6 protein-coding genes and 1 pseudogene are annotated in these 7,069 nt (G+C 63.6%); 2 read left to right on the top strand and 5 right to left on the bottom strand.

Annotated features, from left to right (window positions below; all coding sequences use genetic code 11):
- A pseudogene (locus SNA_RS44410) lies at positions 1-248 on the top strand (hypothetical protein); the annotation flags it as partial.
- Between the two features lie 105 nt (positions 249-353).
- Here SNA_RS44410 and SNA_RS40605 read toward each other — a convergent pair.
- Entirely contained in the window at positions 354-824 is a 471-nt protein-coding gene (locus SNA_RS40605; protein WP_030064175.1) for a hypothetical protein, read from the bottom strand.
- Positions 825-1,271: 447 nt separating this feature from the next.
- Entirely contained in the window at positions 1,272-1,910 is a 639-nt protein-coding gene (locus SNA_RS28675) for a response regulator (protein WP_030064174.1), read from the bottom strand.
- 386 nt (positions 1,911-2,296) lie between these two features.
- Here SNA_RS28675 and SNA_RS28670 point away from each other — a divergent pair, with 386 nt between their 5' ends.
- Complete coding sequence (locus SNA_RS28670) at positions 2,297-3,556, top strand: radical SAM protein (RefSeq protein WP_030064173.1); 1,260 nt, start codon at positions 2,297-2,299, stop codon at positions 3,554-3,556.
- Between the two features lie 131 nt (positions 3,557-3,687).
- Here SNA_RS28670 and SNA_RS28665 read toward each other — a convergent pair whose 3' ends face one another.
- The 3 genes from SNA_RS28665 to SNA_RS28650 form a co-directional block, all read right to left on the bottom strand.
- Positions 3,688-4,587 carry a dioxygenase family protein gene (locus tag SNA_RS28665; protein WP_030064172.1) on the bottom strand — a complete coding sequence of 300 codons (900 nt, stop codon included), beginning with the start codon at positions 4,585-4,587 and terminating at the stop codon, positions 3,688-3,690.
- A gap of 109 nt (positions 4,588-4,696) precedes the next feature.
- A complete protein-coding gene (locus tag SNA_RS42860; RefSeq protein WP_157880132.1) occupies positions 4,697-5,596 on the bottom strand; it encodes a hypothetical protein in 900 nt (299 codons plus the stop codon).
- A 683-nt stretch (positions 5,597-6,279) separates the two neighbouring features.
- On the bottom strand, positions 6,280-6,480 hold the full coding sequence (locus SNA_RS28650; RefSeq protein WP_030064169.1) for a hypothetical protein: 201 nt from the start codon (positions 6,478-6,480) through the stop codon (positions 6,280-6,282).
- Between the last annotated feature and the right edge of the window lie 589 nt (positions 6,481-7,069).

Here is a 7,069-nt window from a genome sequence, read left to right as displayed (position 1 = left end):
CCCGCGGGGTCGTCGTCTCCCACGAGACCATCCGGCAGTGGTGCGACCGGTTCGGTCCCGAGTACGCGGCCAAGTACTTCCGCTCACTCCGGTCGGCCCAGAAGTTCCTCGCCTCATTCAGTCAGATCTCGCCCTATTTCCGGCCCCGACGCCATCTGATGGCCGCATCCGAGTACCGGGCCGAGATGACCGTCCGCTTCGCCGTGTGGGACCGCATCACCGGCGTCGGGGCCCTCGGCGTCACCGCTGCCGACCGCACCTTCGAGGACAGAGCCGGCAGCGGTAGGGCGTGTCCTCAAGCCACATACAACGCTCTGACGGAGATCACGTGGTCCGGCATCTGCCCAATCGGGTCACTCCTCCTCGTTGTGGGCGTAGAGCTTCAGCACCGGAGCGCCCACCTTGTGGCGGGCTCGGTTCGGCCAGTCCCGGTGGGTGAACTCCTCGACGAGGTGTGGGGCGGTCAGGACAATCACCTCGTCGGCGTGCGTCTGGTCGACAACAGCCCGCAGCAGATCCAGCGGGTGGCCGTCGACCAGTTGCCCCACGGCCTCGCTGCCGGCGTCCCGCAGGGTGCGGAGAGAGTGTTCGAGTGCCAGGGCCGCAGGCCGTCGGGCTTCCTCGCCGTCGGGCTCGTCAGCCTCGTGGATAGCCTGCTCAAGCTCTCCGAGTGCGACGTCGTCGAGGGAGCGCAGCAGCCGCTCCTCGGCGCCCCGCGGCTGCATCAGGACGATGAAGGACATTGAGTCGTCGTGGAGGGTGGTGACGAAATCGACATCTGCAGCCGACAACGGCTGCTCAACCATCAGAACGCTCGTGAACACCGTGGGCCTTCCCTCGGAGCGCCCGGTACGGGCGCGGACGGTGAGTAACGATAGCGACACGAACCGTCCTTGATCGCTGATTTCTTGCACCTGCCGCACATGTCTGTGGGCTCCAGCTCGTGTGACCAGCTTCCACCTGACGTGTCCTGCTCATGAGAATCTGCTGGGGCAGATAGACCGTCGTGAGAATCCGCGGCCTTCGGTGCGACAGAACGGAACGCGACGGACCACATCAACTGAGATGACGAGCGGATCAGACCAGATCATTTGAGACGGGGACCAGATCGTCGGAGACGGGACAACGTCGAAAGCCTTAATCACGCAGAGTTGTTGTTGTCGCGTGACAGCGAAAGTTGAGCGTGTGCCATCTAAATTTGAGTGGCCTGCCTGGGTCACTCAATCAGGAGGTGCATTTGAACTTCGCGCAACTTGATCAGCGCCCGTGGCTCAGTAGCGGTTGGCGGCGGCCTGGGAGCGGCGTTCCATGCCGAATTTTGAGAGCAGGGTGGAGACGGAGTTTTTGATCGTCTTCTCTGCGAGGTGCAGGCGCTCCCCGATGGCGCGGTTGGTCAGTCCTTCGCCGATCAGGTCCAGGATCTTGCGCTCCTGGTCGGTCAGGTTGGGCAGGCGGTCGTCGCCCTTTGCGCTCTTGCCGTCGTGTAGCTGCTCCAGGACGCGAGCGGTGGCGACCGGATCGAGGAGCGACTTGCCGGCGGCGACATCGCGTACTGCAACAAGCAGCTCGTTGCCGCGGCTCGCTTCGCGCACATACCCTGAGGCGCCAGCCATGATCGCATTGAACAAGGCCTCGTCGTCCGCGAAGGAGGTCAGCATCAGAACCTTGATGCCTTCGTTCTGTGAGCGGATCTCGCGGGCTACCTCGATACCGCTGGCGTCCGGGAGAGCGACATCCAAGATCGCCATGTCTGGCCGGGTGGCGGGGACCCTGACCAAAGCGTCGGCACCGGTGCCCGCCTCGCCGACCACCTGGATGTCGTCCTCGATCGAGAGCAGCTCGTGCACGCCGCGCCGTACGACCTCGTGGTCGTCGAGCAGGAATACTGTGATCTTTCCGACTTCGCGCATGCCCTGAGTTTCACGGTCGTGGGATGCAACTGTCCGGTGGACTCGCCGAGCTGACCCCTTTTGGTGAACACGGTCATCACCCGCCGGCTGGCCTCTGGCGCTACAGCATCCGACAGCAGGCGTACCGGCGTCCATCGGCAGATCGATGCCGTGGGATTCCTCGAACGCTCGGATCTCCCCCTCCGGCAGCCGAGGTGCGAGCTCGTAGCGGTGCGTGTGCGCCCCGGTCCGCCGCACCCTCGCGCTACGGGGCTACCGGACTGCTTCCAGGGTCAGGTGCTCCATACGCCCGCTCCCACGTCAACGGCCAAAGTGCGCCTTGCCTTCCGGAAGTAAGTCAGGAATGAAGGGAGAGCCTGCCGACCCGCATACCCAGGAGTGAGGCGGTGGCGACAACACCGGAGCAAGCCCCTCGCAACGGAGACCCCTATCAGGCGTTCGAGATCGAGAGTCATCCTCTGACCGGGCTGGACACCTACCGGCCTCTCGGACGGGTGGAGGTGAAGTTCCTCGACGGGTGCAATCGCTCCTGCTCGTTCTGCGTCAATGAGGATCACATCGGCAAGATCCTCAACCCCATCGACCCGGACCGTTTCAATGCTTCCCTGCACTCGCTGCTGGAGGACGAGAACGAGTCCGAGAAACCCTTTGCGGTCTATGGCACGGGCGGTGAGCCGCTGATGGTGCTCGACGTGGTCGAGGCGGTCATGCGGCCCCTGGCGGACTACGGCATTGCCACCAGGCTGGTCACGAACGGCACCCTGCTCACCGAGGCCCGCCTTGCCCGACTGGTGGACATGAAGCTCACCGGCCTGAAGATCACCTACAACATCACTGACAGCGCACGGCTGCTGGCCATGGTCGGCGGATCCAAGGAGCGGGACGTGCTCACCGTGCTGGAGAACATCCGCGCGGCAAAGGCCGCCGGTCTGTGGGTGTTCGTACGTATCAGTGTGGGCGCCACCAACGAGGACGAGATCAAGAAGATCTACGACCTGATGCGTGAGATCGGCGTCGACGTCGTCCAGATCAAGCCGTGGATCCCCTCGGGACTGGCAGCCGACGAACACGATGGCCTCAGCCTGCCCCGGGACCGTGTCCGCGGCTTCTTCGACGACTTCGCCCACCAGAACCGCAGCCACCCTGGCCCCGGCACCAACGCCGGTCTGACGGTCTCCTGCTACCCGCCGGCACGGGAAGCAGAATTCGTCACCAAGGACTGTCCCCATGTGGAGAAGATCTATTGTGAACCGGGCGGCAGGGTCCTGGTCTGCAACTACGCCAACGAATACCTGGGCAGTTGGTTCCCGGAGGACGGCGGCCTCATCAGTGTTATGGCCAGGCGACGGGAGCTGTACACGCGCCTGATGGACGAACACGGCGTCACCTCCTGTCCGGCCCGCGTGAACTGGAGCCGGCCCACCGGCACCATCTCGCCCGCACCCGCCCCGAACCCTGCTGCCCCACCGCACCGTTCATCCCACTGGACAGCCTCCGGCACCGGACGTCCTGAGATGCGCCTCGAACTCCGCCGTTCCGGCCACCTGATCGCCTCCCCCGTCACCCTCCTCGACCACCACCGCTACCGCTTCTGGTCGGTGGGTGCTGACATCGACACCCTGTTGCCCGGGCGCATGCAGACGTGACCGCGACATGCGACGAGGGCATGAGCGTCGGCTCCCCGCACTTCGCCTACGGTGCAACGGCTGGCCCCCGAGAAGCCGAGTAGCGATCCCCACCCGCGTTGTTCGAACGCGGGGGCCGCACTGCGCTGGACCTACGGGGACGACAACGACGTATGATCCGCATCCGTTTCCAAAACCAGGTCGAACGTCAACTGCCGAAAAGGAGCGTGCATACCGAACTTCCGGGCCTTAACCGGGGATTCGATGGTCTGGAACTCACGCACGAGCTCCTCCCTGACCATGAACTCCGGATCTGAGTCGAGGTAGGGGTCGCCGGCGAAGAAGACTTGGGTGGTGAGCGATCGACATCCAGCAGCCTCTATAAGGAAATGGATGTGCGCCGGCAGGATGGATGTACGTCCGACCAGGGTGAGCAGCGTGCCGACTGGGCCGTCCATAGGGATCCGATACGAACCAGGGACGACCGTGCGGAACCAGAACTTCCCCTCCTCATCAGTGGTGAACATCCCACGTCCGTTCCCCTCGGGTTGTACATCCGGCTGCTCCACGTCATAGCGGCCCTGGCCGTTGGCCTGCCAGACGTCGACAGTGGCTCCGGGCAGCAGGTCGCCGGATATCGTTCGGACCTGTCCCATCACGAGGCACGGTTCCTCATCTTGAGCTGCGCCTGACGAGATGGCATCACCCGGCACCCGTTGTGGCGATCGCACCTTGTGGAACGGGCCGAGCGGAGCTGGTGGGGTTGCCGATGCACTCGTCGGTCCGTTCAGTGATTCCACCAACGAGGAGATCCCCAGTACATGGGAAAGCAGGGCGACTTCCCGGCGCGTTGGCGTACTGGCTTGCCCGGCTGCAGCGAGGAAGTCGACGGCACGTTGCCATTCTTCGCTGGTTAGGGCTACCTCCGCCACGAAGGCGTGCAGATGTGAGGTGAGCGCGATCAGGACCTCCCGGGCTCTGGGATTGGAGGTCGAGGCGAAGCTTGCCACCGCGTCGGCGGTAATCCGGGATGCGTTCTTTGGCGTAGTCAATTTCGCTCGCCCCTCCTCGTTTGCCTCTATTTACAACGGGCTTGGTTCAGGCTGTCGGCCACGAATTAACAAGTGCCCCGCTACATCTGGTAGGTCGGTGGACGCGGCGTTACGGGCTCCAGCCGAGGAGGTGCAGCCGGGAGTGTGCCAACGCTTCGGCCACTTTGGCGCCCGGGGGGCTCATGGGGCCGACTGCCCTGGCTTGCATCCGCAGACTCGGCCCGTCGCGGCCGCCGAAAGAATCGCATACGTAGACGTGTGCGGTGTACATCTCGCGAATCGCGGTCTCGAACCTCTCGTGCTCCTCTGCCCGGGAATGCACAGCATCTAACGGAAGACTCCGGAACGCTTGTACAAGCGCATAATGGTCGCGAGTTTGCAGGCCGCTGAAGTCGGCAGCAACACGCGGGGGACCCATAGACTCGCGTACCGATGCGTAGTCTTCCGCATGGAAGTCTGCGGCGTACCGCATGCCGGCCGCCGCGCTGACAGCCAGCCTCGACGCCAGTAGCAGTGCCGTACGGATATCTGAATCGTCGTCGCAGGCCACAGCAGTTGCTAGAAACCTCAATGCAACGGTAATTGACTGCAACTGGGCAAAGAAATGCTGGTGTCCCACACGCCATCGGGCTGCAGGACGATAGTCATCTCCGCTGGCCAACGGAGCGACCCTGACTTGCGAGAGATCGAGTTCATCGACACCCTGCATGCCTGCGCTCTGGCATACCGCGACGTATCCATCCAGCAGTGCCACGACCTGATCAGGAGGCAACGTTGTCCCCATGACTGCAAGGTCCGTCACGATGCGGCAATGACTCAGGGCCATTCCGCCGAGCAGCGCAACTTCAGGGCTGGTGGAGGCGCGGATGATACCGAAGAAGTCGTCATGCTCAGCGAAGTCTTCTCCGATTCCCTCGTCTGGATCTATCTGCCCGGAGGATGACTGGTGACAGTATCGATAGAGGCAATCGCTCACGGAAACAGAGAATCCGCGCGGATCGTCAAACATCCTCTTGGGTAACAGGGAGTACCTTTCCAAGAGATTCACAGCGGACCGCAGTTCATCGCGGGAACCCGGTAAGTATTGCGGGAAGGGAAGAGTCAGCAGACCACACGAAGGGCTTTTGGGGTCGAGCGCCCGTTTCGTCACGAATTAAGCCCGTGCTGTGGTGTCTCGGATTGCGTGATGTTCATCGTGCCCTCCAGGAGCAGGGTCGCCCGTGCACGCAGGCCGGGGCCCGCCGACATTCCTCCTTGAATGCCTACGGGGCTGGTCCAGCCAGGGTAAGCCGAAGAGGGAAAGGGAGACGCGCTTGGTCCCCTGAGTTCCCGTGGTCAACAGACCGGAGCGCGACGTTGTGGTGATCAGTGCCCGTGCGGTCGGCGTGAACAACCCTATGGTTCCGGCCGGGCTCGGCGCCGCGTTATTGCTGCGGTGGACGCCGGACAGCCCCGAAATACTCCGAGCGCACATGAACGGGTTCCTGTCCCGGAGCGGAAGCCTCCCTGCGGCATGCTGGCTGCCGGGAGGATGGAAACCACGGGTTACGGCGCCGAGCAGGTCGAGCTTCATGGTGCCGATATCCCTCCTGTATTCCCGGTACACCTGGGAACCGCACGGGAGCTCACGCCCAGTCGGTTCGTGGTCGCCGCCGACCTGCGCGATGAACTGCAGAAATCCCCGGCGTCGCGCTACTTGATTGAGTCGTCACTGATGGTCCGGTCAGTCACCCGCTTGCGCGCAGCACTCGCACACTCTTGGAACGGTTCCGCCGCGTCCGCTAGCGGAACCGCCCGCGGGTTGCTCCTCATCGCCGCGTAGACTTCCGGCGAAGTTTCCTCGGCAGCCTCGATCAGCCTCGCGATTGCAGATGCATCGTCCTTGATGCCCATGTGTTCTCCTCACGTGCCCCGCTGGCAGGGCCGGGCACATCAGAATTCGCCGCCAAGTGTAACGAGGCCCCCGATGCCCCTCCTTACCCGTAACACCCCACGGAGTTATTGAACCGAAACTCTTTGGGTTCCTCTCCACGGCCTATGGCCATCGGCGCCGCAGAGCCGAAGATGACAGACCAAGAGACTCGGTTCAATATGCCTTTCAGCCAGGAGCATGAACGGCCGCGCGCGAACGCCCTGTTGGCCGGAATGACGACGAAGGCCAGAGGCCGGTAGCGGTCGTCGCCCTGGTGCCTGGCCCGTGGCCCAGCGCGACCACGCAGGCCAATTTGAGGAACGCCTCGTGGATGTCGTCCCGGATGCCCCAGTGGATCCGCAGGTGCCGGAAGCTGTGGATCCAGGCGTTCGTCCGCTCGCAACGTGCGCACGGTCGAGGTACTCGTCGACCGGAACGCCGTCGTCTCAGGTGCTGCCGCCGCCGGAGAGCCCTGGCAGCACTACGACCTCGGACACGGGTACTGCTGGGCGCGGACGGCATCGCCGTCGGTAGTGCTCTTGGGGGCGTCGTCAAGTTGAGCAGGGTGTC

Source organism: Streptomyces natalensis ATCC 27448 (assembly GCF_000935125.1).
GTDB classification, from domain to species: Bacteria; Actinomycetota; Actinomycetes; order Streptomycetales; family Streptomycetaceae; genus Streptomyces; species Streptomyces natalensis.
The sequence above is the reverse complement of the archived record's forward strand: the minus strand, read 5'-3'. Positions and strand labels throughout refer to the sequence as shown.